This is a genomic window from Kosakonia radicincitans DSM 16656 (assembly GCF_000280495.2).
Classification (GTDB): Bacteria; Pseudomonadota; Gammaproteobacteria; order Enterobacterales; family Enterobacteriaceae; genus Kosakonia; species Kosakonia radicincitans.
This window is the reverse complement of the sequence record NZ_CP018016.1, coordinates 1,236,449-1,260,441: the sequence shown is the minus strand read 5'-3', so window position 1 is coordinate 1,260,441 and position 23,993 is coordinate 1,236,449. Positions and strand designations below refer to the sequence as shown.

Sequence of the window (23,993 nt, the reverse complement as noted above, 5' to 3'; positions counted from 1 at the left end):
CGATCACTCCTTCTTAAACGCTGATAATATTGAATCCATCAGAGATTCGACCCGGATGGCATATTGATTATTGGCAAAGCCATATTTACCTGACATAACAGGCACATCATTAACAAAACCACCGACATCTTCTGGTTTATCCAGAGGAATAATATCTTGTGGTTTCAGACTCATAATTCTGGAAAGACGAGTCGAAATTTCGGCGAATTTCACCACCAGTTCCAGTTCGGTATCCCGAACCTGCGTTGCCAGTGAACTGCGCCACTGATTATTTTCCTGCTGTGAATTTTCCAGCGGCGGATTGGTTAATAATTCGCGCAGCGGCTCAATAATGCTGAACGGCATACAAATTTGTAATTCACCACTGTGCGAACCAATATCAACATGGAAAGGCGTGGTAACCACAATATCGTTAGGTGAAGAGGTAATATTGGTAAACTTCACCTGCAATTCCGAACGCACATATTCCGTTTTGATTTTGTAAATCGAACGCCAGGCGTAATCGTACGCTTCCTGAGCCATCGCCAGCATGCGCTGGATAATGCGCTGTTCTGTCGGCGTAAATTCGCGACCATCGGCTTTAGTCGGGAAACGGCCATCGCCGCCAAACAGGTTATCCACCGCCATGAACACGAGGTTCGGCGAGAAGACAAACAGTGCCGTACCGCGCAGCGGATGCATGTTCATCAGATTCAGGTTGGTCATTACCGGCAAATTACGTGCAAACTCATGGTAAGGCTGAATCTTGATATTACCGACGGTGACATCCGGGCCACGACGGAGGATGTTAAATAACCCGATACGAAACTGGCGGGCAAATCGTTCGTTAATAATCTCTAATGAGTGCAGACGTTCACGAATAACACGGCGCTGCGTATTAGGATCATAAGGTTTAATATTATCGGCTGCGGTTAATGATGACATAGCCTCGATGCTACTGTTGCCAGCATTAGGGCCACCATTCAGCAGGTTATCAATTTCATCCTGAGATAAAAGGCTATCAGACATAATCACTACCGTAAGATAAATGCATTAAACAATACGCTTTTTACCATCACGCGTTTTTTTCCTGACAGTGGTTCACTCACCACAGCCATTATTTTTTCAGAAAGTTTTTTCTTTGCGTCATCGCTGATAAGATCTTCGGCTGACTGTTGAGAAAAAAGCACCACCAAACGACTACGTACATCCGGAAGGTTTTCAACGAGAATGGCTTTCGATTTATCGTCCTGCAAGCGCAAGGTCAAACCAATATACAGAACACGATCGTCGCCATGGCTATCTGGTTTCAGGCTGACGGTAAAAGCTTCGAGATCTTCATACACCGGAACAATATTCTCTTCGTGTGCCGCAGATTCATTTGGGCCTTTCATATTGGCGATCTGTGAATTCAGCTTTTTAATTTCAATATAAGAATATGTCGCAACCGCACAGATACCAACGGCAATTAATAAGGTGAGCAGAGTCAGCAGCAGAGAACGCTTCCCGCTGTTAGCAGATAATTTCTTTTTCGACATTTAATGATTAGCTCTGTAAAAAATAAATCAAGATTCAGCAATTTGCCGGACTTGATGGGATGCGAATATAGTAATACAGCACCCACCAAGTACAATTCATTGATAAGCTGAAATTATTGCCAGTAACTTACTATTTAAGGCAATAATATCAGGCAAAAGTATTGATTCCGCTGGAATATATCAGCGTACGCGGTGTTGAAATGCGCTCTTCCGGCGCGGAAATGGCCATTTCGGACGACTCTTTCTCAGACTTTCCTTGCCCGGAATGCTCACCCGATGGCGCATCGCCGGTCGAGGAGAAACTTTCGGCGCCAACGCTGCTCTGCCCAAGCTGGATGCCGGATTCCTGCAGTTGCGTGCGCAGATGCGGCATCGCGGACTCCAGCGCGGCACGTACCTGATGATCGCCGGTAACAAAGTGCAGTTGCGCCTGATCGTTATTTAAACGCAGGCTAATCTGCAACGATCCCAGATCCTCAGGATGCAGACGCAGCTCCGCATGATGAACGCCATCACGGGTGAACACCGCAATCTGCTGGCCCAGCGATTGCTGCCAGGCGGGCGTTCCCACTTCAGCTTGCAGCGCGCCGGTAACCACTTTGTCGCCCGGCACCGCCGTCACCGGCTGGCTGACAGGCGTACTGACGTGGGCGGGATGCGCGTACTGAATCGGCTCCGTTGTTAAGGCAGAGTGCGGTTTCGCAGCGATATTTTCGCTAGTGGCAACCGGCTGTGCGGCAGCCTCAGCGGTTTTCGCCGCCTCTGCGCTCTCCGCCGTTACCGGTTTCTCAACCGGCACCTCAGCCGTTTTTGCGGCTGCCGGTTTGGCAATGTGCAGCGTCGTCGCCAGCGGCGACATGCCGCTCTCCTGCGGTGGAAGTTTCGGCAGTGCGTCGCTCAGCAACGTGGCACTGCTTTGTGGGATATCCGCCGACATCTCACCGCTCAGCTCACTGCCCGGTGCTGCGGCGACCAGTGCTGCAGAATCCTGCACGGCTGAAATCTCTTGCTGGCCCGCTTGCAGGGCAGGCTCCTGAGGCAACAGTTCCTGCGGCAGCGTCACCGGCACCACTGGCGGTAACGGCAACGTGTTATCCGGCGCGATCGCAGCAGGTAACGGATTCAGTTGCGCGGCGTCACCCTGCAAATCCGCCAGCTGTAACTCTTTTGTCGCGGGCTTCTTTTTGATCCCTTGCGGCAAGGGATCTTTTTCATCTCTCTGTTGCGGTTTATCAGCGGAGAGCTTCTTTTTCAGCTCCGTCGAGAAGCGATCATCCTGCGGGGCAGAAATCGACGCCGTTTGTTGTCCACTATTCCCGCTGGTGGAGGTCACAGGTTGTTGAATAATCATCTTATAACTGCCTCTGGCTGGCTGCCCGGCGAGCAAATTCATCCATCATTTTTTGCTCCAGCCGGTTCTCTTTTAATAATTGCTGCTTGTCGGCACGATCTTTCAGTGTCTGGAACGCATTCAAACGCCGCTTATCCTGTTTCCAGGCATCTTTCTCACTGTCAACCTTGTGCTGGCTGACGGAAACGCGTCTCACCTGCTGCGCCACAACGCCATCCAGCGAAGCGAGAAAATTCTGCTGCGTCTGCAAGCTGAGAATCGAAACACTGCTGGTGCGAATCGAATCCTGCAACTGCTGACGGTATTCGTGCGCGTAGGTGTGAAGCTGCTCCAGGCGAGAAGTTTCCTGTACATAACTCTGCTGCGCGCTGCCCAGCCTGATTGCCGTGTCATTGAGCTTTTTTTCTGCTAACTCACGGAGGTGATCCATCGGACCCGGTTTTGCCATTCGTTCCTGCCTTATTCCGGAAAGAGCGTAGAGAGCGCGTTATATGACGCCTCATATTCGCTGGACTCATGTATCCCCTGGCAGAGGAAATCCTGCATTTTGGGGTACTGCACAATCGCCTGATCCAGCAGCGGATCGCTGCCTGCGGCATAAGCGCCCACGCTAATCAGATCGCGGTTGCGCTGATAAGCAGAGAGCATCTGTTTGAAACGTCGCACTTTTTTATAGTGTCCCGGTTCAATCAATTCGGTCATCGCACGACTGATGGAGGCTTCAATATCAATCGCCGGATAGTGGCCCGATTCCGCCAGACGGCGCGACAGCACCACGTGGCCATCGAGGATCGCACGGGCAGAGTCGGCAATCGGATCCTGTTGATCGTCGCCTTCGGTTAACACGGTATAGAACGCCGTGATCGAGCCGCCGCCCTGCGTGCCGTTCCCGGCGCGTTCCACCAGCGCCGGTAATTTCGCAAACACAGAAGGCGGATAGCCTTTGGTGGCAGGTGGTTCACCAATGGCGAGGGCAATCTCACGCTGCGCCATCGCGTAGCGGGTGAGTGAATCCATAATCAGCAGCACATCCAGCCCGCGATCGCGAAAATCCTCCGCAATGCGCGTGGCGTACACCGCGCCCTGCATACGCAGGATTGGCGATACATCTGCTGGCGCAGCAATAACGACCGAGCGTTTAAGCCCCTCTTTGCCGAGGATATTTTCGATGAAGTCCTTAACTTCGCGGCCACGCTCGCCAATCAGCCCGACCACGATGACATCCGCTTTGGTAAAGCGCGCCATCATGCCGAGCAGCACGCTCTTCCCTACCCCGGAACCGGCAAACAGCCCCATACGCTGGCCGCGACCGACAGTCAGCAGGCCGTTAATCGCCCGCACGCCGACATCCAGCACGGTTTTTATCGGATCGCGTTGCAACGGGTTAAACGGCGCGGTAAACAGCGGGCCTCTTTCGGAAGAGCCGGGCGCAGGAAGGCCATCCAGCGGACGGGCACTGGCATCCAGCACGCGGCCGAGCAGCTCCGGCCCCAGCGGTAAAAGCTTGCCTTTGGTATCGCCGCCGTGCGCATAGACGCGCGCGCCCGGCAGTACACCTTCCACGTTTTCCAGCGGCATCAGATAGAGCACGTTACCGCTAAAACCGACCACTTCACTCTCGACGCGCTGCACGCCCTCTTCGCTGTCACGTTCGACAATGCACAACGTACCGATGGGCAGCTTTAAGCCAACCGCTTCCATCACCAGCCCGGTAGCCCGCGTCAGGCGGCCATACTGACGGTACGGCGGTAGCGCTGACATTCGCTGTTCAGCGCGCGCGATACCATCCAGCCATGTTTTCAGCCGCGCCGTCATAAGGAAAACTCCTCGCGGCTCAGGGTACAGAGCGTATTCCAGCGGGTTTCCACGCTGGCATCGAGATCGCCGCTGTCGGTTGAGATCCGGCAGCCGCCAGGCAGCATCTGTGTATCGGGGCAGAGCTCCCAGCCGCGCGGCTCAACAATGGCTTTCAGTTGCTGTAACACGCTTTCCGGTTCTTTATCGCTGACCCACAGTTGCACACTGCCCTGCTTTAAGCTCTCTTCATTCAGCAGTTGCTGAATACGCGTCATCAGCCACTGGTGCGCATTCGCCGTGAGCGCGCTTTCACCCAGCATGCTGCGCGTCGCCATTAAAGCCACCTGCACCAGTCGCGAGGTCATTACGCTGTCGAGGCTATCGAGGGTAATGTTAAAATTATCAATCAGTTGCACAAGCTGTGCTAACTGTTCCTGCTGACGCTGTTGCTGTTCGATCAGCCCCTGCGCAATGCCCTCTTGCAGACCTTGCTGGAACCCTTCGTCATAACCCTGCGCTTTGCCCTCTTCGATACCGCGCGTCTGGCCCTGGGCATAACCTTTCTTCTCGGCCTGCTGGCGAAGACGGGACAACTCAACCTGCATGGCGGCTTCTGTTGCCGGATCGGTTGTGGCGCTCGTCGGACGGAATTCAGGCTCTGCGCTGCTCTCATCGTGCAGGAGGTTTTCCGGTTTCCACGCCAGCCATTGCGTATTAGACATAGGCATCGTCGCCTCCACCGATCACGATTTCGCCGCTCTCGGCAAGACGACGCACCACCAGCAGAATGTTTTTCTGTTCCGTTTCGACCTGCGACATACGCACCGGCCCGCGGGAAGCCAGATCATCGCGCATGATATCGGCCTGACGTTTCGACATATTGCGGAAGAACTTGTCGCGCAGTACGTCGTCAACGCCTTTCAGCGCCACAATCAGCGATTCACCGTCGATATCCTGCAAGATGCGCTGAATACTGCGGTCTTCCATCTCGACGAGGTTTTCGAACAGGAACATTTCGTCGATGATTTTCTGCGCCAGCTCCTGGTCGAATTCGCGCACGGCGGCAATGGCCGCATCTTCCTGGTGCGATTTCATCAGGTTGAGGATCTCCGCAGCAGGACGAACGCCACCCATCTTGTTGCGCTTGATATGCTGACCGTGCAGCAGCGAGTTGAGCACTTCGGTCAGTTCCTGCAACGCAACCGGCTGTACGCCGCCAAACGTGGCGATACGCAGCATAATGTCGTTACGTTCACGCTCATCGAAGTTCGCCAGCACATCGGCAGCCTGGCCGCGTTTCAGGTGAACAAGGATGGTGGCGATGATCTGCGGATGCTCATCACGGATGAGATCGAAGACCATCTGCGGTTCCATAAAGTTGAGCGTCTCAATCCCGTTGCTGCCATCTGACGAGTCGAGCAGATCTTCCAGCAGCGCGTTGGCACGCTCCTCGCCCAACGCTTTCACCAGCACGCTACGCAGGTATTCATTGGTGTTGACATCCAGCGCAGCATACTCGCCGGAGTCGCGACGGAAATCGCGGACCACGGACGAAAGCTGTTCATGGGTGAAGCTGCCCATGGAGACCATGGCGCTACTGATCATCGTCACTTCGTGGGTGTTAAGGTGCTTAAAGACTTCCGCAGCCCGCTCGTCACCGAGCGTTAGCATGAGGACAGCGCTTTTCTCGGCGGCATTCATGATGATTTCTTTTCCTTATTCAGCCACTGGCGAATAACCAGCGCGATAATCTGCGGCTCCTGCTCGGCAATCTTGCGCAGGTGCTGGGTTTCCTGTTCGGTCTCCATGCGCTGCTGTGCTTTTGCAGTCTCGTGGTGCTGTTTCTGACGTTGCTGTGCTTCCATCTCCGCCTGACGAGCTTCTTTTTCCAGCTCCAGACGATGCAGCAGCAGCTCCTGATGCTTGATCCAGAACGGCTGAACCGCTTTACGCCACAGGATCCAGGCAATCAGCGCCACAAAGAGGTAACGCGCGCCGGAGAGCAGCAACTTAATGAAGTCAGGTTGTTTCCACAGCGGTACGGGAGCTTCCGTATCTGCATCGGTGAACGGGGTATTGACGACGTTGAGGGTATCGCCACGTTTGTCGGAGTAACCCATCACCTCTTTGACCAGACCATTCACCTGATCAAGCTGCGCTTTGGTCAACGCGATGGTTTTACCGTTGCCATCCGCCACGTAATTCACCACCACCGCGACAGAGAGGCGCTGCACCGTGCCGGTATTACGCTTGATGTGCGTCAGCGTTTTATCCAGCTCGTAGTTGGTGGTTTCATCGTTCTGCTTGTTGTAAGGCGTGGTGGTCGTTGTCCCGCCCTGGCCATTGGCTGGCTGGTCGATCGGCGCGGTAACCGCCGCAGGCGGCTCGTTGCTTAACGCCCCCGGAACGCCGCCGACGCTGTTTTTACCGCCCTGCTCCGCATTGCTGCTCTGACGGCTGCGGATGGCCATGTTTTCAGGCCGACTGTTGGGCTGGTACTGCTCGGCAGTTTGCTCATGCTGAGTAAAATCGATCTGCGCCGTGACCTGCGTTCTGACATTCTGCGCGCCGACGATCGGCGCAAGGATCGCCTGAATACGGTGCTCATATTCGGATTCCACTTTACGGGTATATTTCAACTGCGTGGTTTGCGTGGCCTGCTCGCCACTCTGCGTCATCAGATGTCCGCTTTGATCGACGATAGTAACGCGATCGGCGCTCAGCCCCGGCACTGCGCTGGAGATCATGAAGGTGATCGCGCTGACCTGCCCGGCATCCAGCTTACGGCCATTGAGCAGATTCAACGTTACGGAAGCAGACGGCTGTTTTTTATCGTGCACAAACAGCGATGGCTTCGGCATGGCCAGATGAACGCGCGCGGTACGCACCGGACCTAACGTCTCGATAGTGCGTGACAGTTCGCCTTCCAGCGCGCGCTGGAAGTTAACCTGTTCGTTAAACTGGCTGATACCAAACTTTTCCTGATCCAGCAGTTCAAAGCCGACAGAACCGCCTTTCGGCAGCCCCTGCTGCGCCAGCTTCAGGCGCACCTCATAGACTTTGTCCGCCGGGATCTGAATAGAACCGTCATGCTCGGCAAAACGATAAGGTATCTGCATCTGCGTCAGCTGGGTGACGATCTCGCCGCCGTCCTGCTCGCTGATGTTGTTGTATAAGATGCGGAAGTCCGGCTCTTTTGCCCAGAACATCAATGCAATCACAACAGAAATAGCCGCCGCAGCAGCGATGAAAAAAATGATTCTGGGATTGCGCCAGATATTTTCAAGCATCGTTTTAATATCATCGATGCCTTTCTTTTTATTACCGTTGTTCGTGGCAAGCATGCCAATTTCCTGTGACAGTGAAAGGAGGCTATATAAATGAAACCCTATAGCGGCTCAGCGTTTCGCGTATGTAATAAAGTAGTAAATCGATATTTCGCAGGATATTTCCTGGTTGCGTATTATCTACAAAATGCGATGTTTCTTAAGTGCTGATAAGCTGAAACTTGTGTCAGCTTTTCACATTATGTTGTTGTCTGACCACATGTTAGGATTGCCGCAATTAATAGAAAGGTGTTTGTTATGTCAATAAATATGAGCAGCAGCATACTGGAGCAGATGCAGAGCCAAACTCGTCAAATTACCGGCGCGTCTTCGCTGAATCCATTTGCTTCTGCTAAAACCACTGAGAATAATCCATCCTTCTCAGATATTTTATTTAACAGCGTAAATTCAATTAGCCAAATGCAAAACCATGCCAAAACCCAGGCGGAAGGCTATCTGTCAGGCGTCGAAGGCATTGGTTTGAACGACGTAATGGTTTCCATGCAGGAATCTTCTCTGGCATTAAATATTGGTGTGCAGGCAAGAAATAAACTTGTTAATGCCTATCAGGAAATAATGAACATGCCGGTTTAATACCGGCCATTATCTTAATAACCACGAAATGAATTAACTATTCCGTTTCATCTTATTAATAACTGATTATTTTGCTGCGTACCTGAGCATCGCTGAAAACCCGGCAGGGGTACTACCGCTTATTATGATAAATAACTGGAACATTATGAACACCGCAACCGAAGCCAATCAGTCTGGTCAGAAACAACTTACGCACAATGAAATAGAAAGAATTAGCGCGCTGATTTATCAACGTGCAGGCATTGTTCTTACTCCACAAAAACGCGACATGGTTTATAACCGCCTGTCGCGACGCATTCGCGTGCTGGAACTGAAGGGATTTACCGATTACATCAATTTGCTGGTCGCCAATCCGGAGAGCGATGAATGGCAAGTCTTTATTAATGCATTAACCACCAATCTGACCTCTTTTTTTCGCGAGGCGTACCACTTTCCGATCCTGGCGCGCCATGCGCAGGCCAGAGGCGGTATGTACAACGTGTGGTGTGCGGGCGCCTCGACCGGTGAAGAACCGTGGTCCATCGCCATGACGCTGGAAGAGACGCTGGGCCGCAGCATTACCGGCCCGCGCGTACTGGCAACCGACATTGATACCGATGTGCTGGAAAAGGCCGGTCAGGGCGTTTATCGCCTGGCGGATATCGACAGCCTGAGCGAACAGCAGAAGAAAACCTGGTTCCTGCGTGGTACCGGCGCGCAGAAAGAGCTGGTGAAAATCAAAGATGAATTACGCCATGCCGTTCAGTTCCGCCAACTGAACCTGATCGATCCGCAGTGGAACATCCAGGGCAATTTTGACGCCATTTTCTGCCGTAACGTGATGATTTATTTCGATCATAAAACGCAGGAAAAACTGGTCATGCGCTTCGCAAAAATGCTCAAACCCGATGGCTTGTTGTTTCTGGGGCACTCGGAACATTTTAACAGCGCTAACAGCCCATTCCGTCTGCTTGGGCAATCCGTCTACCGCATCGCAGAGTAAAAATTATGAACAAGATTAAGGTGTTGTGCATTGATGATTCGTCTCTGATGCGCAGGATACTGACGCAGATGGTCAATGAGCAACCGGATATGGAGATGGTCGCGGCGGCGCCGGATCCGATTATCGCCCGCGATCTGATCAAGCAACACAACCCGGATGTACTGACGCTGGATGTCGAAATGCCGCGCATGGACGGGCTGGAGTTTCTCGATCGTCTGATGCGCCTGCGTCCGATGCCGGTGGTGATGCTCTCGTCATTAACCAGCAAAGGCTCCGATATTACGCTGAACGCGCTGGAACTGGGGGCGGTAGATTTTATTACCAAGCCGTCGATGGGGCTGCATGACGGTATGGGGCAATACAGCGAGATGATTGCCGACAAAATTCGTATGGCGGCCAAAGCGCAGGTTCGTCGCCGCGAAGGACAACCGACCGCACCGCGAGTGATTCAGGCACCACGCGCAGGCAGCGATAAGATCATTGCGATTGGCTCATCAACCGGTGGCACCGAAGCGCTGCGCCAGATCCTGATGTCGATGCCGCAGGGTTGCCCGGGCATCGTTATCGCCCAACACATGCCGCCAGGATTTACCCGCTCATTTGCCGACCGCCTGAACAACTTGTGCCAGATTTCCGTGAGTGAAGCGACCGAGGGCGAGCGCGTGCAGCCTGGTCATGCGTACATTGCGCCGGGCGGGTTTCACATGGAGCTGAAGCGCAGCGGTGCAAACTACCAGATTGCGCTGAACAACGGTCTGCCCATTAACCGCCACCGTCCGTCGGTGGATGCGTTGTTCCACTCTGTTGCACGCTGCGCCGGTAAAAATGCCCTTGGCGCCATCCTCACTGGTATGGGCCACGATGGCGCCGCAGGGTTACTGGCGATGCGCCAGACGGGCGCGTGGACTGTCGCGCAGAGCGAGCGAACCTGCGTGGTATTCGGCATGCCGCGAGAAGCGATTGCCCTCGGCGGCGCCTGCGATATCGCCGACCTCGACCAGATTAGCCAGCAACTTCTCAACCATGCTGTCTCCCGGGCTCGCAGAGTCTGAGCCCTGGTTTCTCTCACCGTTCAATGACTTAACCTGGAAATAAAAAATTATGGCAGATACCAACTTGCGCTTTTTAGTGGTCGATGATTTCTCCACGATGCGCCGTATTGTTCGCAACCTGTTGAAAGATTTAGGGTTCAATAATGTCGAAGAGGCAGAAGATGGCCTGGATGCAATGAACAAACTGCGCGCCGCCACCTTCGATTTCGTCATCAGCGACTGGAATATGCCCAACATGGATGGCTTACAGCTGCTGACGGAAATTCGTAACGATGCCGCTTTCAGCAAAATGCCCGTGTTGATGGTCACCGCTGAAGCCAAGAAAGAAAACATTATTGCCGCCGCCCAGGCGGGCGCCAGCGGTTATGTCGTGAAACCTTTCACGGCGGCGACGCTGGAAGAGAAGCTCAACAAAATTTTTGAAAAGCTTGGGTGGTAATCGATGGACAAGATGGCACAAACACAATCGACAGATGATTTTAAAAATCTCTTTTCGCGCGTTGGCCACCTGGCCCGTTTGTTACGCGACAGCCTGGTTGATCTTGGGCTAGATCGCACCATTGCCGAAGCGGCAGAAGCTATCCCGGATGCACGCGAACGTCTGGACTATGTCGTCGGTAAAACCGCCGAGGCCGCCGAGCGCGTACTGACCAGCGTCGAACAGGCACGTCCTTTACAGGACGAACTGGGCGAACGCGCGGAGCAACTGACTGCTCGCTGGGACGGCTGGTTTGCCGCGCCGGTGGAATTAGCCGATGCACGCGAACTGGTGGCGGACACCCGCAGCTTCCTCGCCAGAACGCCGGACCTTGCACGCAATACCAACAACCAACTGATGGAAATCATGATGGCGCAGGATTTCCAGGATCTTACCGGCCAGGTAATTCGCGGCATGATGTCGCTTATCGAAAGCGTCGAAAAAGAGCTGATTCTGGTGCTGCTGGAGTACCTGCCGGAGGACGTCAGCGGTCTGAAAGAGGTTGATACGACGCTGATGAACGGCCCGCAAATCGACCAGAACAAAACCGGCGTCGTCGCCAGCCAGGATCAGGTCGATGATCTGCTCGATAGCCTGGGTTTCTGATGACCGCCTCACCCACCGGGATGAGGCACTAACGGGAGGCCAGCGGCAGAGAATATGTCCGAAGAAAGTGATGTAGAAAAAACAGAAGAACCCACACCCCACCGACGACAAAAAGCGCGTGAAGAGGGGCAAATTCCGCGTTCGAAAGAGCTGAGTTCGCTGCTGATGTTGCTGGCCGGGTGGGCGCTGTTGTTATCCGGGGGGCAACATTTTGCCCATAACCTGATGCAGATCCTGCATAGCGGACTGATGCTGAACAGGCTACCGGTGACGGATCCCCGTTCCATGCTTCAGCAGGCCAGTTACCTGTTCTCGATGATGGCCAGCGGGCTGCTGCCAATTTTGCTGGGGTTATTCATCACCGGGCTGCTCTCTCCCATGCTGCTGGGCGGCGTGAACTTCAGCGGCAAGTCGCTGAAAGTGGACCTGGCGCGCATGTCGCCGATGAAAGGGCTGCAACGCATGTTCTCGGCGCAGGTGCTGTCAGAGATGTTGAAAGGTTGCCTGAAAGTTGCGCTGGCCGGTTGCGGGTTTGCGTTGTACGTCTACAACAACCGACCGCACTTTATTCAACTGGTTAACGCCTCATTCCCGACCGCAGTGAGCGGCGCCATCGGCATGATTTTTGACTGCCTGCTGATGGTGATTTTCTTCCTGCTGCCGGTAATGGGTTACGACGTGTTTTACCAGATCACCAGCAACCTGAAAAAACTGCGTATGAGCCGTCAGGAGATCCGCGACGAGTTCAAACAGCAGGAAGGCGACCCGCACGTTAAGGGGCGCATTAAGCAGATGCAACGCGCAGCCGCCCGTAATCGCATGATGACGGACGTACCGAAAGCCGATGTCATCGTTAACAACCCGACGCACTACTCCGTCGCGCTCTCTTACAAAGAAGGCGGGATGAGTGCGCCAACGGTACTGGCGAAAGGCGCGGGCGAAGTTGCACTAAAAATTCGTGAACTGGGCGCTGCACATCGCATTCCGATGCTTGAAGCGCCGCCGCTTGCCCGCGCTCTGTATCGCCACTGTGAGATTGGCGAACAGATCCCCGGCGAGCTTTATAGCGCTGTTGCAGAAGTTCTCGCCTGGGTCTACGGCCTGCGGCGGTGGCGCACCTCTGGCGGAGTTCCGCCTGTACAGCCCAGGGATCTTCCGGTTCCTGAGTCGATGGATTTTGCAAATGAGAGAAACTAATGGCCAGTATCGCCAGTAAATTACGTTTACCCGCATTTAAAGAGACACAGTGGCAAATTCTGGCTGGTCCGGTACTGATCATGCTGATTCTGGCGATGATGGTACTGCCGCTGCCGGCATTCCTGCTGGATACGCTGTTTACCTTCAATATCGTGCTGTCACTGATGATTTTGTTGGTGGCGATGTTTACGCAGAAAACCCTCGAATTTTCTGCGTTTCCTACCGTGTTGCTGTTCTCCACTCTGCTACGCCTGGCGCTGAACATCGCCTCTACGCGTATCATTTTGATGGAAGGACACACCGGCGCTGCCGCTGCCGGGCGCGTGGTGGAAGCGTTCGGCCACTTCCTGGTGGGCGGTAACTTTGCCATCGGTATCGTGGTCTTCGCCATTCTGATCATCATTAACTTTATGGTGATCACCAAAGGTGCCGGGCGTATCGCCGAAGTGGGCGCGCGCTTTGTGCTGGATGGCATGCCGGGCAAACAGATGGCGATTGATGCCGATCTTAACGCCGGGCTGATTGGTGAAGCCGAAGCGAAACGCCGTCGTAATGAAGTGACGCAGGAGTCCGATTTCTACGGTTCAATGGACGGTGCCAGTAAATTCGTGCGCGGGGATGCCATCGCCGGGCTGCTGATTATGGCGATTAACGTCATCGGCGGGCTGGCCATCGGTGTGCTTCAGCATGGGCTTAGCGTCGGCGAAGCCGGTGAAACCTACACTCTGTTGACTATCGGTGACGGCCTTGTTGCCCAGATCCCGGCGCTGATTATCTCTACCGCCGCAGGCGTTATTGTTACCCGCGTGTCCAACGAGCAGGATATCGGCGAGCAGATGGTCGGACAGTTGTTTAACAACCCGAAAGTGATGCTGCTTTCCGCTGGGGTGATTGGTCTGCTGGGGCTTATCCCGGGGATGCCGAACGTCGTCTTCCTGCTGTTTACCGCCGTTCTGCTGGGGCTGGCATGGTGGATGCGCGGTCGTCAGATGCAAGCGCCTGCCCGTAACGTCACGCGTGAAGATAATGATAAAGCCGCGCAGGCTGCCAACGATCAGGCCTCTGCAGAAGCCTCATGGGCCGATGTGGAAATGGAAGATGTGCTGGGGCTGGAAGTCGGCTATCGCCTGATCCCACTGGTGGACAGCGCGCAGGATGGTCAGTTGCTGATCCGCGTGCGCGGTATCCGTAAGAAATTTGCCCAGGATATGGGCTTCCTGCCGCCGCCGATCCATATTCGCGACAACCTCGATCTGGCGCCAGGCGAGTACCGTATTCTGCTGAAAGGCGTTGAGATTGGCCGCGGCGAGATCGAACCGGAACGCTGGATGGCGATTAACCCTGGCTACGCCGAAGGTGAATTGCCGGGTACGCCGTGCGAAGATCCGGCGTTTGGTCTGCCAGCGTGCTGGATCGACGAAGTCTTCCGCGAGCAGGCGCAGATTCAGGGGTATACCGTGGTCGATCCGGGTTCCGTTATCGCCACGCATCTTAACCACGTGATCTCGCTGAATACGGAAGAGTTGTTCAGCCGCCAGGAGACACAGCAACTGCTGGAGCGCATTAATAAAGAGATGCCGAAGCTGGTTGAAGATCTGATCCCTGGCGTGATCTCCCTGACGCTGTTCCACAAAGTGTTGCAGAATCTGCTGGCCGAGCGCGTCTCTATCCGCGATATGCGCACCATTATCGATACGCTGGCCGAACATGTTCCGCTACAAAACGATCCGGACGAACTGACCGCGCAGGTGCGCATCCGTTTGGGCCGCGCCATTACGGCGCAGTGGTTCCGCACGGATAACGACATCAAGGTGATTGGTCTGGATACCACGCTGGAAAAACTGTTGATTCAGGCTCGCCAGAACGGCAGCGCGATCGAACCGGGTATTGCCGAAAATCTGATGAAGCAGGCCGAACGCGCCATCACCGACCAGCAAGCGCTGGGCATTTCGCCGGTACTGCTGGTGAATCCGGGGCTGCGCCTGATGGTTTCACGCTTCCTGCGCCGCGCCTTCCCGCAGCTGGCAGTCATGTCAACGCTGGAAATCAGCAGCAACAAAACGGTGCAAATGACCACCGTAATCGGTACACATTCATGATACCTGCCGCTGCTATTTTGGGCATGGCGCTGGTATTGCCAGCGAATGCCGCACCTTCCAGCGGTTCCTGGAGCGATACGGCAGCGGGTGGTAGCACCCGCACCGGCAAGCAGATCGTACGCGGGCGAGCGTTAAGCTCGCCTTCTGCGATCCCGGCGTCGGCAAAGGTTACCCGTGTTTCATGGCGTATTACGCTGCTGGCGCCGCCGCCAGGGCTGGAAATCAAGCTGTGCCGTCGCGATCGCTGCTTACGGCTGCCTTCCCTGGCCGGGCAACGCAGCATCACTTTTCCGCTCTCCGCAACGGGTGAATTTCGCTTTATTTACACAGTGAATAAGCGCGGCCCGTTACGACCCGCCCTGAATGTGGTCAACCAACAGTTAATCGTTAACTACCGCTAAAAAAAGAATAAGGCCATCAGTAAGTTAATTACTGATGGCCTTATTTGTTTAATGTATTGAAGAGGTTTGCTGACGGGAGTAAAGCTTACTGAGCGTGGTTCCACGATGTATTGAGGACAGATTCTGTTTCAGAACATGAAGGCGCGCCTGCAATTTCCGGGTTATTTCACCCTCGTTTTCGACCATCTGCTTTAATACCATTTTCAGGTTTTCTCTTTCCGCAACAGATAGATCATCGGCGCTGACTTCCATAATGTCCTGCTTTTTCAGCATATAGCCAGCGGCCATTTCGGCAAGCAGGTCCCATTCTTCTTTCGCTGCCATATCCAGCAGCGTTAAATTCATCTCGTATAATTCAACGATAATTTTTGGCAGCACCTCACCCATAATTCACCCGACGTTGTGTTGGTTCGATCTCTTTCCATGTCATGGCCAGTTTCATTAACAGCGCATCGATGTGCTTTAATTTCTCCGGCTCGTTACGCAGATTCGCCTCTAATAATGTCCGCGACATATATTCGTACATTTGCTCCAGTTCTGCGGCAATGTGTACGCCCTTTTCGTGATCGAGCGCAGCGCGCAAACCATTATCAATAATATTGATCGCCTTAGAGATCATCTTGCCACGCTGGGCAACGTTGCCATTCTCAAAATAGATATTGGCTTGCAGAATCGCGCTGTGCGCGCCGTCGAACAACATGGAAATTAACTGGTGCGGCGTGGCGCCAGAGAGCTTACTTTGAAGACCCACCTGCGCATACGCCTGGCTCCCCTGTGCTGCATACATGTTTGTCACTCCTGTTGGCAGGCCGCGGCGGGCCTGCGCAATGAAAAATTAGAGGGTTGAAAGCAATGACGTTAACTGACTGCTCATGTTGTTCAGATTCGACATCATGGTGTCGAGGTTCTGGAACTGCACACGGTAACGTTCGACCTGTGCGTCAATCAGCTTCTGCGTCTTGTCGATCTGGGTTTGCGCAATTTTAGTTTGCGATTCCAGGCTGTCGGTGGTGGTTTTAATCAAACCGTCCGTTTTGGTCTTCGAATCGCCAACGTAGCTGGTGATGATGGAGCCCAGCGCCGAAGAGAGCCCTTCGCTGTCGCCACGGCCGGAGAACATCAGGCTGATTTGTTCCGGATTATCGGCAATCGCTTCATCCAGCGTGTCTTCATCCAGCGTCATCTGGCCGGTTGCCGAATCAATCTTGATGCCTAAATCCGCCAGCGAGCCGTAATCTGCCCCGGCATCGCCGTAGACGCCATTGACGGTGGAGCGCACCTGGCTGACCAGGCTGCGCAGCGTGGAATCCCCCACCAGCGAGCCGCTGCCGGAGTTTTGCGTTGCCACTTCTTCATCGCCCAGGCTGGAGGTATCCGCCGCGACATATTTGCTGTCTGCGGTAGTCTCGGTAAGCAGCGCATTGTATTGCTTAACAAAATCCTGAAGGCTGGTTTTGATGGCCGAGGTATCCGAGGTCAGCGTCAACTGCTCAGCTTCGCCGTTTTCCGACACTTTTTTCAGATTCAGCGTCACGCCGTCAATGATGTCGCTGATGTTGTTGCTGGAGCGCGTATAGTCAGAACCATCGACGCGCAGTTTGGCGTCCTGGGCATCGGAAACGGCGATCATATTGTCGTTTGCGCCGCCATCGGCAGCCACGGAGCCGTCATCATTAATATGCTGGCCGCCGCCGGAGGTGTTCAGCACACCCGCCAGCGTATTATCACCATCAACACTGACGGTCATTTCGCCATCGGAGCCGGTCTTTTTCGAACTCAGTACCAGCTGATAGCCATCATCGGTACGCTGTACGGAAGCGGTAACATCACCCTTCTCTTTATTGATCGCTTTCGCAATCTGGTTCAGTGAGGTTTCATCATCCGCCAGCTCCACTTCCATGGTCTTGCCGTCATTCTGCGTGATCGTCACTGTACGGCTGCCGCCGGTGGTTTCGCCCAGCATGTCATCTGCGCTGGCTTCCGGCTGGGTTTTCAGTTTATGTGCCGTCGCGAGCTGTGAAATGGTCACCGAATGGCTGTCCGCCTGCGCGCCGCTGCCAGCAACGGCAGTAAAGGCTTCATTGGCGCTGACGTTCATTTTATTAAAAGCATCAGAACCCATGGTGGTAACGCTTTTTTGCAGATTCGACAGCAGGCTGGAGATCTTACCCCATGCTGAAATCTGCGACTTATAGCTGTTCTGTAGTTTGGTATAGGGTGTTAAACGCGATTGCTCACCGGCCTTCAGCTGTTCCAGCATTGATGCCGTATCGATCCCGCCAGTACCTACACCTAATGATGATATTCCCATTTCGTCTCCGGTCGGAAAGGTCATTTTGTTGAGTGAATTCTATTAACCAATCGGCCTGGGAAATAAAAAGATGAATATTTAATAAAGGAACTATATAGAAGAAAGAAAAAACTCAGCGCTACAGAGAAAATTCGCTAAATCGATAAGGGAATATAACGTCAGTTGTGCGCGCAATTCATATCTTCAATATCAGAATCGGCTGAAATAGCAGCTAAAAAATAGCTAAGTCATTGTTTCCTGAAATTCCCTTCAGCTATTCAACAAATCTTTCCGCAGCAAAAAATTTCAGTCCTTTTTTGAAGGGCCGATTTATTTAGTATGCGAGACAACTTACGCATAACCATAATCCATGTGAACTATAGAGTATTAAGGAATAAACATGTCCCAGGTTATTAACACTAACGCCCTCAGCCTCGTTGCACAGAACAACCTGAATAAATCTCAGAGCTCTCTGGGTACCGCTATTGAGCGTCTGTCTTCTGGTCTGCGTATTAACAGCGCGAAAGACGATGCAGCAGGTCAGGCAATTTCTAACCGCTTCACCGCGAACATCAACGGTCTGAGCCAGGCTTCCCGTAACGCCAACGACGGTATCTCTATCGCACAGACGACTGAAGGCGCGCTGAACGAAATCAACGATAACCTGCAGAACATCCGTCGTCTGTCTGTACAGGCGCAGAACGGCACCAACTCTGATTCTGACCGTCAGTCCATCCAGGACGAAATCAACGCACGTCTGGACGAGATCAACCGTATCTCTGAACAGACTGAGTTCAACGGCGTGAAAGTACTGAGCAAAGATCAGACTCTGTCTATCCAGGTGGGTTCTAACGACGGCCAGACTATCGATATCCAGCTGAACCAGATGGACTCTTCTACTCTGGGTATGGACGACTTCACCATCGCTAACGGCGTTGACGCAAGCACCCTGACTGATGCGACCACCGTTAAAGTTGATACCGGTGCTAAATACGATGTATCCACCATCACGGATACTGACGCTGCTGGCAAAGCTGCTGATGACGTTGTTGAGGGTGACGACGGTAACATCTACGTTAAATCTGGTAGCGACTACTTCCTCGCAACGACTGATGCAACGGGTGCTGTAACGTTTGACTCCGCTAGCACTGCTGCAACAGGTGTTACCATGGGCAACAGCGTAGCTGGCGACGCCGTTATGTTTGACAAAGCTCCGGACGTTTCTGGTATCACCGGTACCCTGAAAACTGACGGCGAAGGCAACTACTATGTTGAAGATGCTAACGGCGCGCTGACCGCTGCAACCGTTGACGATGCTGGCGTTGTGACTGATTCCGGTAAAGCAGTTTCTACCGCTCAGGCAACTGAAGATCCGCTGACCAAAATCGACGAAGCGCTGGCTCAGGTTGACGAACTGCGTTCCGGTCTGGGTGCGGTACAGAACCGTTTCGATTCTGTAATCAGCAACCTGAACAACACCGTTAACAACCTGTCTGAATCTCGTTCACGTATCCTGGATGCTGACTTCGCTTCTGAAGTTTCTGAAATGAGCCGTGCGAACATTCTGCAGTCTGCGGGTACTTCTGTACTGGCACAGGCTAACCAGGTTCCGCAGAACGTCCTGTCTCTGCTGCGTTAATTCGCGCTTTTCAGCCGAAGCCAAAGACCGCCCTCTCCGGGCGGTTTTTTTTTGCCCTTTCCTTACAACTCTTCTTTTTCGTCTGATCCCTTAGATGAGAAGAACGAATTCAAACTTGCGTTATCGTCGTAATCCGATGCGCCCGCAGCCGGACTGCGGGCCTGTGGTTCAGACGAGCCAGCTTAATAACAAGGTGGCAAAAATGACCGTTGAAGCACCACCAATGCGGGTGGCGATTTGCGCGAAGGGCATCAATGCCATTCTGTTGGATGCTGAGAGGATCGCCACATCCCCCGTACCGCCGAGGCCACTATGGCAGCTGGTGACGATCGCCGCCTCGACCGGATACATATTTAACTTTGTGGCAATGAAATAACCGCTGAGCGCCATAGCAATGACGATGGAGCCGCACACAATAACGTAGCCGACAGAGAATACCGCGACCACGCTTTCCAGCGGCACATAAAGCATGCCGAGACCAATCATCAGCGGCCAGACTAATGCTGCGGAAACAAACTTATAGCAACTGTGCGCGCCCTGCTCCATGGATTTGGGGATCACCTGTGCGTACTTGCACAGTACGGCAATCAGGATCATCAGCACCGGACCAGGAATATGCACCAGTTTTTCAAATAACCCGCCGACGATAAAAAAGGCGCATATCATCAACAGCCCGCCGCCCATAAGTTGAAAATCGGTATGCTGCGCCTCCTGCGTCTGTGCGAAGACGCGGTTATCCTCATCACTGCGGATCAGCATACCGTTACCGGTCAGGGAAGGACGGCGCATTCCTATACGCGCCAGCACGCCAGCGCAGATAATGGCAAAGATATTGCCCACCACTGCCGCGGGTGCCAGTTGGGCAACATAAACATCCGGGGTTTGCCCAAGAATGGCGGAATAGGCCAGTGACAGCGGTAATATGCCTTCGCCAATCCCACCGCCGATAATAGGCACGATGATAAAGAAAAAGGTGTGATACGGCGTGTAGCCAAATAATGTTCCTACCAGCAGCCCGGCGAGCACCGCGACCACAGTACCGGCCACCAGGGGCACAAACATGCGGATCATGCCCTGGATCAGGATCACCCGGTTCATGCCGAGAATGCTGCCAACCACCAGACAGGCAATAACAAAATAAAGCAGGTTGGCTTCTTTCATCAGCAGATGGACGGTGGCTAACGTATGCGCTTCAAACAGACCAAAATAGACCAGTACCGAGGGCACCATCAGGCACAATATTGCTGGCCCACCGACGTCCTTCAGCACCGGCAACATACGGCCTATTTTGGCAAAGGCAAAACCAAGCGTCATGATCACCGCCAGGCCGCCAATCATGTTTTTCGGCAATAAACCTGCGATAGCTGAAATGGCGACAATCGAAGCGATACCGATAAAGAGCAGCAAGGGTACGGCGCCGACTTCAAGCCCGTGCAGGCGCGAGAGTTGTGCACCCGCAGGGGATGCGTCAACAGAGGAAGAGAGAGGATTATCTTTCATTATTTTCACCTGATTCGCTATTAATAATTAACAGTGGGTCAGGAATAACCGCTGGGTTATTCGTAATAGGATAAAATGCTTGAAAAAATAAAGCCAACAAAATAAATATTGCCACCAGGAAGTTATGATTGAATAAATAACATAATCTTCGGCCTGTAAAGTGAGCAATAGTTACTGCTTATTGAATTTGTGAGTGCCGTAGTAATTCACATTTAAATAACTTAAACAGGCTATTCGTAAATAAAATAATTGCGCAGATACATGCATTAGATTCTTCTAATGAAAATATAAACTTAGCACCTCAATCTTTCCATTTAATTAAAGTATTCCTTTTGAAACTAATTAAAACACACGAAGTGTGATTCTAATCACCTTTGGAAGTAAATACGATAGATAGAGTTCCTGCCTGAAAACTATTTAAATAAAACAAAAACAGGACATTTTATGCCTTCACTACTCCTACAATCTTTATTCCCTTTAGTATTTATCATGTTACTAGGGTGGCTAAGTGGAAAATTAGGGTATACGCACCGTAAGGATGCCACTGTATTAGCGACAGTGGTGATTCGCTTTGCATTACCCTTTCATCTTTTTATCGGAGCACTGAACACCAACCCGGACAAAATCAAAAACTTCTCGTTTATGGCTGTGCTGGTAATTGGTCTGATGGGCTCTTATTTACTGACGCTGATCCTGTCGCGTTACGTTTTTCGTCATGATATCAAGACCAGCGCAATACAGTCTTTGGTTTGCGCTTTTCCTGATATGGCCTATTTTGGCGCGCCGGTACTGGCCGTGCTGATTGGGCCGGAAGGATTTTTAGGTGTGCTAATTGGCAATTTAGTCACCAGCGTTTTAATGATTCCGTTGACCATTATCTTAATCCGCATGGGCGATAAAGATAGCGACATTGAAACGCTACATCCGGGCAAACTGATTATGCAGAATTTACTGCGGGCGGTGCGTAACCCGATTGTCTGGATCCCCGTATCCGGTGTGGTGCTGAGCCTGGCCGGTGTGCAGTTACCGCATCTGTTGAGTGCGCCGATTGAGATGGTTGGCAAAATTGCTGGTGGTCTGTCGCTGTTTGCCCTCGGTCTGCTGTTTTACGGTGAGCGCCCGTCTCTGAATCTCCAGACCTTTACCAATATCAGCATCAAAAATCTGATCCAACCCGCCATGATGGCAGTTGCCGGGCTGGCATTTGGCCTGAGCCACACCTTAATGCAGCAGGTCGTGATTATTGGTGCAACACCTTCTGCTATCGCTGCGGGAATGTTCGCCCTGCGCAGCGACACTTATATCGAATCCGCATCCTCTTCCATTCTTATTGGCACTGCGATCGGCGTATTAACTGAGGGCGTGATGATCTACTTGATTTCTTGAGCCTCTTTTCTGTTATCCCCGATACATCGGCAGCCGTGCCGTTATTATTTAGTCAGGAGCAGCAATAATGTTACGCAAAGAAACGCTTTATACGCCTTATAATGGTGCCGTATTACTGGAAAACCCGTTACTTAATAAAGGGCTGGCATTCACTGAGGATGAACGTCTGGCCTTTAATCTGTATGGATTATTACCGCATAACGTTGAAACCATCGAAGAACAAACAGCGCGCGCATGGCAACAATTTTGTCATTTTAAAAAAGACATCTCCCGCCATGTTTACTTACGCAATATTCAGGACACCAACGAGACGCTTTTTTATAATCTTCTGCGCTGTCATATGCAGGAAACCCTGCCAATTATCTACACCCCAACGGTAGGCGAAGCCTGTGAGCATTTTTCTGAGATTTATCGCCGCGCCAGAGGGTTATTTATCTCATGGCCGGATCGGCACCGCATCGATGAAATGCTGCAAAGTTTTTCACGCAATGATATTCGCGTAATTGTGGTTACCGATGGGGAACGCATTCTCGGTCTCGGCGACCAGGGCATCGGAGGGATGGGGATCCCGATTGGCAAACTTTCGTTATATACCGCGTGCGGCGGAATTGACCCGGCATCGACGCTGCCTATCATGCTGGATGTGGGTACCAACAACAGCCAGCATCTTGAAAATCCGCTGTATATGGGGTGGCGCCATCCGCGAATCAGCGACGGAGACTATATCGAATTTATGGATATGTTCGTTGAGGCCATCAAAGCGCGCTGGCCAAATGTCCTCCTGCAATTTGAAGATTTTGCCCAGAAAAATGCGACCAAACTTCTGAACCGTTACCGCCACCAGCTGTGCTGCTTTAATGATGATATTCAGGGAACGGCAGCGGTCACCACCGGCACGCTGATTGCCGCTTCGCAGGCGGCGGGAATGCGCTTACGCGATCTGCGCGTGGTTTTCCTCGGCAGCGGCTCCGCCGGCTGCGGCATCGCGGAGAAAATCATTGCCTTGATGGTCGACGATGGTCTGACCCCGGAGGAAGCCCGCAACAACATTTTCATGATCGATCGCTTTGGCCTGTTAACAGATGACATGCCTAATTTACTGGATTTCCAGCAAAAACTGGTCACGCCACGTCGTCTTATCGCCGACTGGGATACCGATTCAGAGAATATGTCTCTGCTGGACGTGGTGCGCAATGTCCATCCCAACGTACTGATTGGCGTTTCCGGGCAACCCGGTCTTTTCAGCGAAGAAATCGTGAAAGAGATGCATCGTCACTGTTCCCGTCCCATTATCATGCCGTTGTCGAACCCGACCTCACGCGCGGAAGCCCAGCCCCGGGATCTGATTGAATGGACGCAGGGAGCCGCGCTCATTGCAACGGGAAGCCCTTTTGAGCCGGTCTTTTATCAGGATGAATCGTACGAAATAGCCCAGTGTAACAATGCGTATATTTTCCCGGGGTTAGGTCTGGGCGTACTGGCTGGCAAGTTAACTCGCGTCACCGACACCATGCTGAGCGTGGCCAGCAAAACGCTTGCAGCATTCTCCCCGCTGGCGAATACCGAGAAAGGCGGGTTATTGCCGCCAGTCGATATCATTGAAACCGTATCGAAAGCCATCGCCCTGCAGGTAGCCCAGGCGGGTCAGCAGGAGGGCGTCGGCCCGCTGATGAGTGAAGAGGAATTAACAACACGTCTCGAAAATATCTATTGGGATGCGCGCTATAAAGCGTACAAACGCGCGTCCTTCTGAGAATCGGCACGGCAGAGCGAGCCAT

23 protein-coding genes are annotated in these 23,993 nt (G+C 52.8%); 11 read left to right on the top strand and 12 right to left on the bottom strand.

Annotation, left to right across the window (positions count from 1 at the left end):
• Positions 1-3: 3 nt before the first annotated feature.
• The 8 genes from fliM to fliF all read right to left on the bottom strand — a co-directional run bounded on the left by fliM (position 4) and on the right by fliF (position 8,009).
• The gene (fliM, locus tag Y71_RS06295; protein ID WP_007370667.1) at positions 4-1,008 is read right to left on the bottom strand and encodes a flagellar motor switch protein FliM; all 1,005 of its coding nucleotides are present in this window, start codon (positions 1,006-1,008) and stop codon (positions 4-6) included.
• A gap of 5 nt (positions 1,009-1,013) precedes the next feature.
• Complete coding sequence (locus tag Y71_RS06290; RefSeq protein ID WP_007370666.1) at positions 1,014-1,517, bottom strand: flagellar basal body-associated FliL family protein; 504 nt, start codon at positions 1,515-1,517, stop codon at positions 1,014-1,016.
• A 148-nt stretch (positions 1,518-1,665) separates the two neighbouring features.
• Positions 1,666-2,868: a flagellar hook-length control protein FliK gene (locus Y71_RS06285; protein WP_007370665.1), complete on the bottom strand. Its 1,203-nt coding sequence runs from the start codon at positions 2,866-2,868 to the stop codon at positions 1,666-1,668.
• A 1-nt stretch (position 2,869) separates the two neighbouring features.
• A complete protein-coding gene (gene fliJ / locus Y71_RS06280; protein WP_007370664.1) occupies positions 2,870-3,316 on the bottom strand; it encodes a flagellar export protein FliJ in 447 nt (148 codons plus the stop codon).
• Between the two features lie 11 nt (positions 3,317-3,327).
• Positions 3,328-4,683 carry a flagellar protein export ATPase FliI gene (gene fliI, locus Y71_RS06275; RefSeq protein WP_007370663.1) on the bottom strand — a complete coding sequence of 452 codons (1,356 nt, stop codon included), beginning with the start codon at positions 4,681-4,683 and terminating at the stop codon, positions 3,328-3,330.
• Entirely contained in the window at positions 4,680-5,393 is a 714-nt protein-coding gene (locus Y71_RS06270; protein ID WP_035888293.1) for a flagellar assembly protein FliH, read from the bottom strand. The genes fliI and Y71_RS06270 overlap by 4 nt, the downstream gene beginning before the upstream one ends.
• Positions 5,380-6,366 (bottom strand): flagellar motor switch protein FliG, encoded by a 987-nt coding sequence (fliG, locus tag Y71_RS06265; protein ID WP_007370661.1) that lies wholly within the window; start codon positions 6,364-6,366, stop codon positions 5,380-5,382. Before fliG ends, Y71_RS06270 begins: the two co-directional genes overlap by 14 nt.
• On the bottom strand, positions 6,363-8,009 hold the full coding sequence (gene fliF, locus Y71_RS06260) for a flagellar basal-body MS-ring/collar protein FliF (RefSeq protein ID WP_035888291.1): 1,647 nt from the start codon (positions 8,007-8,009) through the stop codon (positions 6,363-6,365). The genes fliG and fliF overlap by 4 nt, the downstream gene beginning before the upstream one ends.
• A 240-nt stretch (positions 8,010-8,249) precedes the next feature.
• Between fliF and fliE the strand changes: the two genes are divergently transcribed.
• The 8 genes from fliE to Y71_RS06220 all read left to right on the top strand — a co-directional run bounded on the left by fliE (position 8,250) and on the right by Y71_RS06220 (position 15,400).
• Positions 8,250-8,585 carry a flagellar hook-basal body complex protein FliE gene (fliE, locus tag Y71_RS06255; RefSeq protein ID WP_007370659.1) on the top strand — a complete coding sequence of 112 codons (336 nt, stop codon included), beginning with the start codon at positions 8,250-8,252 and terminating at the stop codon, positions 8,583-8,585.
• A 145-nt stretch (positions 8,586-8,730) separates the two neighbouring features.
• The gene (locus Y71_RS06250) at positions 8,731-9,567 is read left to right on the top strand and encodes a chemotaxis protein-glutamate O-methyltransferase (RefSeq protein ID WP_007370658.1); all 837 of its coding nucleotides are present in this window, start codon (positions 8,731-8,733) and stop codon (positions 9,565-9,567) included.
• 5 nt (positions 9,568-9,572) lie between these two features.
• Entirely contained in the window at positions 9,573-10,619 is a 1,047-nt protein-coding gene (locus Y71_RS06245; RefSeq protein ID WP_035942102.1) for a protein-glutamate methylesterase/protein-glutamine glutaminase, read from the top strand.
• Positions 10,620-10,668: 49 nt separating this feature from the next.
• Entirely contained in the window at positions 10,669-11,058 is a 390-nt protein-coding gene (gene cheY / locus Y71_RS06240) for a chemotaxis response regulator CheY (protein ID WP_007370656.1), read from the top strand.
• 3 nt (positions 11,059-11,061) lie between these two features.
• Positions 11,062-11,703 (top strand): protein phosphatase CheZ, encoded by a 642-nt coding sequence (gene cheZ / locus Y71_RS06235; RefSeq protein ID WP_007370655.1) that lies wholly within the window; start codon positions 11,062-11,064, stop codon positions 11,701-11,703.
• 54 nt (positions 11,704-11,757) lie between these two features.
• Positions 11,758-12,900, top strand: coding sequence for a flagellar biosynthesis protein FlhB (flhB, locus tag Y71_RS06230; RefSeq protein WP_007370654.1), 1,143 nt, complete (start codon positions 11,758-11,760; stop codon positions 12,898-12,900).
• Complete coding sequence (gene flhA / locus Y71_RS06225; protein WP_007370653.1) at positions 12,900-14,999, top strand: flagellar biosynthesis protein FlhA; 2,100 nt, start codon at positions 12,900-12,902, stop codon at positions 14,997-14,999. Before flhB ends, flhA begins: the two co-directional genes overlap by 1 nt.
• Entirely contained in the window at positions 14,996-15,400 is a 405-nt protein-coding gene (locus Y71_RS06220) for a flagellar protein FlhE (protein WP_007370652.1), read from the top strand. The genes flhA and Y71_RS06220 overlap by 4 nt, the downstream gene beginning before the upstream one ends.
• A gap of 48 nt (positions 15,401-15,448) precedes the next feature.
• Here the strand turns inward: Y71_RS06220 and fliT are convergent, their stop codons facing one another.
• From fliT to fliD, 3 genes are read right to left on the bottom strand one after another with little or no spacing between them, the layout of a single operon-like run.
• Positions 15,449-15,787: a flagellar protein FliT gene (fliT, locus tag Y71_RS06215; RefSeq protein WP_007370651.1), complete on the bottom strand. Its 339-nt coding sequence runs from the start codon at positions 15,785-15,787 to the stop codon at positions 15,449-15,451.
• Positions 15,780-16,187: a flagellar export chaperone FliS gene (gene fliS / locus Y71_RS06210; protein ID WP_007370650.1), complete on the bottom strand. Its 408-nt coding sequence runs from the start codon at positions 16,185-16,187 to the stop codon at positions 15,780-15,782. Before fliS ends, fliT begins: the two co-directional genes overlap by 8 nt.
• A gap of 48 nt (positions 16,188-16,235) precedes the next feature.
• The gene (gene fliD, locus Y71_RS06205) at positions 16,236-17,711 is read right to left on the bottom strand and encodes a flagellar filament capping protein FliD (protein WP_007370649.1); all 1,476 of its coding nucleotides are present in this window, start codon (positions 17,709-17,711) and stop codon (positions 16,236-16,238) included.
• A gap of 379 nt (positions 17,712-18,090) precedes the next feature.
• Between fliD and Y71_RS06200 the strand changes: the two genes are divergently transcribed.
• Positions 18,091-19,329: a FliC/FljB family flagellin gene (locus Y71_RS06200; protein ID WP_007370648.1), complete on the top strand. Its 1,239-nt coding sequence runs from the start codon at positions 18,091-18,093 to the stop codon at positions 19,327-19,329.
• 168 nt (positions 19,330-19,497) lie between these two features.
• Here Y71_RS06200 and Y71_RS06195 read toward each other — a convergent pair whose 3' ends face one another.
• Positions 19,498-20,829, bottom strand: coding sequence for a 2-hydroxycarboxylate transporter family protein (locus Y71_RS06195; protein WP_007370647.1), 1,332 nt, complete (start codon positions 20,827-20,829; stop codon positions 19,498-19,500).
• A 444-nt stretch (positions 20,830-21,273) separates the two neighbouring features.
• Here Y71_RS06195 and Y71_RS06190 point away from each other — a divergent pair, with 444 nt between their 5' ends.
• Both Y71_RS06190 and Y71_RS06185 read left to right on the top strand, forming a co-directional pair.
• Complete coding sequence (locus Y71_RS06190; protein WP_035888280.1) at positions 21,274-22,215, top strand: AEC family transporter; 942 nt, start codon at positions 21,274-21,276, stop codon at positions 22,213-22,215.
• 67 nt (positions 22,216-22,282) lie between these two features.
• Positions 22,283-23,968 (top strand): NAD-dependent malic enzyme, encoded by a 1,686-nt coding sequence (locus tag Y71_RS06185; protein WP_007370645.1) that lies wholly within the window; start codon positions 22,283-22,285, stop codon positions 23,966-23,968.
• The last annotated feature ends 25 nt before the right edge of the window (positions 23,969-23,993 follow it).

What these genes read in the sequence shown, in the direction of transcription:
- fliD (WP_007370649.1), bottom strand. Translation starts at nt 17,711, where the DNA reads ATGGGAATATCATCATTAGGTGTAGGTACTGGCGGGATCGATACGGCA.
- Y71_RS06185 (WP_007370645.1), top strand. Translation starts at nt 22,283, where the DNA reads ATGTTACGCAAAGAAACGCTTTATACGCCTTATAATGGTGCCGTATTA.
- fliE (WP_007370659.1), top strand. Translation starts at nt 8,250, where the DNA reads ATGTCAATAAATATGAGCAGCAGCATACTGGAGCAGATGCAGAGCCAA.
- Y71_RS06290 (WP_007370666.1), bottom strand. Translation starts at nt 1,517, where the DNA reads ATGTCGAAAAAGAAATTATCTGCTAACAGCGGGAAGCGTTCTCTGCTG.
- Y71_RS06200 (WP_007370648.1), top strand. Translation starts at nt 18,091, where the DNA reads ATGTCCCAGGTTATTAACACTAACGCCCTCAGCCTCGTTGCACAGAAC.
- cheY (WP_007370656.1), top strand. Translation starts at nt 10,669, where the DNA reads ATGGCAGATACCAACTTGCGCTTTTTAGTGGTCGATGATTTCTCCACG.
- fliS (WP_007370650.1), bottom strand. Translation starts at nt 16,187, where the DNA reads ATGTATGCAGCACAGGGGAGCCAGGCGTATGCGCAGGTGGGTCTTCAA.
- Y71_RS06190 (WP_035888280.1), top strand. Translation starts at nt 21,274, where the DNA reads ATGCCTTCACTACTCCTACAATCTTTATTCCCTTTAGTATTTATCATG.
- Y71_RS06270 (WP_035888293.1), bottom strand. Translation starts at nt 5,393, where the DNA reads ATGCCTATGTCTAATACGCAATGGCTGGCGTGGAAACCGGAAAACCTC.
- Y71_RS06285 (WP_007370665.1), bottom strand. Translation starts at nt 2,868, where the DNA reads ATGATTATTCAACAACCTGTGACCTCCACCAGCGGGAATAGTGGACAA.
- Y71_RS06250 (WP_007370658.1), top strand. Translation starts at nt 8,731, where the DNA reads ATGAACACCGCAACCGAAGCCAATCAGTCTGGTCAGAAACAACTTACG.
- fliM (WP_007370667.1), bottom strand. Translation starts at nt 1,008, where the DNA reads ATGTCTGATAGCCTTTTATCTCAGGATGAAATTGATAACCTGCTGAAT.
- fliJ (WP_007370664.1), bottom strand. Translation starts at nt 3,316, where the DNA reads ATGGCAAAACCGGGTCCGATGGATCACCTCCGTGAGTTAGCAGAAAAA.
- Y71_RS06220 (WP_007370652.1), top strand. Translation starts at nt 14,996, where the DNA reads ATGATACCTGCCGCTGCTATTTTGGGCATGGCGCTGGTATTGCCAGCG.
- fliT (WP_007370651.1), bottom strand. Translation starts at nt 15,787, where the DNA reads ATGGGTGAGGTGCTGCCAAAAATTATCGTTGAATTATACGAGATGAAT.
- Y71_RS06245 (WP_035942102.1), top strand. Translation starts at nt 9,573, where the DNA reads ATGAACAAGATTAAGGTGTTGTGCATTGATGATTCGTCTCTGATGCGC.
- fliI (WP_007370663.1), bottom strand. Translation starts at nt 4,683, where the DNA reads ATGACGGCGCGGCTGAAAACATGGCTGGATGGTATCGCGCGCGCTGAA.
- flhB (WP_007370654.1), top strand. Translation starts at nt 11,758, where the DNA reads ATGTCCGAAGAAAGTGATGTAGAAAAAACAGAAGAACCCACACCCCAC.
- cheZ (WP_007370655.1), top strand. Translation starts at nt 11,062, where the DNA reads ATGGACAAGATGGCACAAACACAATCGACAGATGATTTTAAAAATCTC.
- flhA (WP_007370653.1), top strand. Translation starts at nt 12,900, where the DNA reads ATGGCCAGTATCGCCAGTAAATTACGTTTACCCGCATTTAAAGAGACA.
- fliG (WP_007370661.1), bottom strand. Translation starts at nt 6,366, where the DNA reads ATGAATGCCGCCGAGAAAAGCGCTGTCCTCATGCTAACGCTCGGTGAC.
- Y71_RS06195 (WP_007370647.1), bottom strand. Translation starts at nt 20,829, where the DNA reads ATGAAAGATAATCCTCTCTCTTCCTCTGTTGACGCATCCCCTGCGGGT.
- fliF (WP_035888291.1), bottom strand. Translation starts at nt 8,009, where the DNA reads ATGCTTGCCACGAACAACGGTAATAAAAAGAAAGGCATCGATGATATT.